At 71.0% G+C, this 1,795-nt stretch carries 1 protein-coding gene; it reads left to right on the plus strand.

What is annotated here, in order from left to right; genetic code table 11:
* On the plus strand, positions 1-1,795 hold a 1,795-nt coding region (locus AC1DU6_RS29805; protein ID WP_477861631.1), incomplete at both ends, for an MG2 domain-containing protein.

Consider the following 1,795-nt stretch of genomic DNA (forward strand, 5'->3'; position numbering starts at 1 on the left):
CAGCTGGACGGTGGTGCCCCGGTCGCTGCGGTGGACCTCCGGGCCTATGACTGCCGCGGCACGCTCGTCTGGCAGGGCCGCAGCGATGCGGACGGCCTGGCGTCCATCGACCGCAGCGCGCTCGCCCGTTGCAACGACCTCCTCGGTGCCGGCGTGACGGTCATCGCCCGGCACACCTGGCCCGACGGCGAGCGGGATGTCTCGGTCGCCAGCAGCCGCTGGACGGGCCTGCTCGACGCCGCCAGCTACGGCGTCCACCGAACCTGGGGCAGCTCATTCATCCGGGCGCATACCGTGCTGGACCGCAGCCTGTTCAAGCCGGGCGAGACGGTGTCGATGCGGCATGTGGTGCGTCGGGAGACCGAGGCCGGGCTGGCCGCAGGCGAGCTTCCCCGCGAGGCGACGATTGTTCATCACGGATCGGGCAAGAAATGGACCGTCCCGCTAGAGGAGATCGCGCACGGCGAAGGGCTCTCCCGCTTAGAGCTGCCCAGTGACGCGCCCTTGGGTAGCTACGGGGTGGTTCTGAAGCTCGGCGAGGGTTCGTCGTCGAACGTTACCGACCACGACACGGCGCAATTCGCCGTCGAAGCCTTTCGCCTGCCCGGCATGCTGGGCGCCATCCAGGCGCCACGGCTGACCTTCGGCGCGGCACCGACGCTCCAGCTGGGCCTGCATCACGCCGACGGCGGCGCGGCGCAGCACTGGCCCGTCACGCTGAGGGTCTATGCCCAGGCGCAGGGATACCGCAGGCCCGATCTGCTCGATGGCTACACGGACATGCCGGCCTTCCTCGACGAACCGGCCGCAGCGGAGCCTGAGCCGGCCCAGCTGCTGCTGGACACGCAGTCGTTGCAGCTCGATGCCCAGGGCCATGCGCAGGCCACGCTGCCCGCGCTGCCCCGGCGCGCACGGCCCTATGTGCTGCGTGCCGAACTGAGCTACCAGGACCCCAACGGCGAGGCCCAGACCGTGTCGCAGGGCTTTGACGTGCTGCCCAGCCTGCTGACGGTCGGCGTCCGCACGAGAGGCTCGGTCGCGATCCTGCGGCCGCTGGAAGTGCAAAGCCTGGTGCTCGACGACAGCGGAGCGCGGCGCAGCCGGCAGCACGTCAGCGTGAGCGCCAAGCGCAAGGACGGCTACGGCTCCGGCCCCGTCGAGGAGCTGGGCGAGGTCTGCCAGGGCCTGACCGATGACAAGGGCGAGCTGGTGTGCGGCTTCGTGCCCCGCAAGGCCGGGCGGTACCAGTTCGAGGCGACCTCAGCAGACGTGGACGGCAAGGTGGCCGCCGCCCGTGGCGAGCCCGCCTTTGTGCAGCAGCAGCACCTGCTGGCTGGCCCGCTGTTCGTGGACACCGACAAGGCGCTGTATCGCGAGGGTGAGATGGCCAGCATCGCGGTCTCCAGCCCCTTCAAGCGGTCGCGCGTGTGGCTGACGATGGAGCGCCGGGGCGTCCTGGAGTCCCGCGTGCTCACGCTGGACGCGGCGCAGGCCCGCATCCCGCTGCGCATTCGCCGCGAGTGGGCGGGCAATGTGTCGGTCTCGCTGCTGGCGCTGGATGCCGAGGCGGGGGCGCTGCCGGCGGCCGTGGCCACGGGCATCGCCGAACTGATGGTGTCCGCCGAGGCCCATGCGCTGCGGGTCAGCCTCATGCCCGACCGCCCGCGCTACCAGCCCGGCGACACCGCCCGGGTCCGCATCCACGTCGCGACGGCAGATGGCAAGCGGCTGCCCGTAGCGCGCAAGCTCAGCTTCGTGGCGGTGGACGAAGCGTTGCTGAGCCTGAAGGACAAAC

The organism is Roseateles sp. P5_B10 (assembly GCF_056400485.1).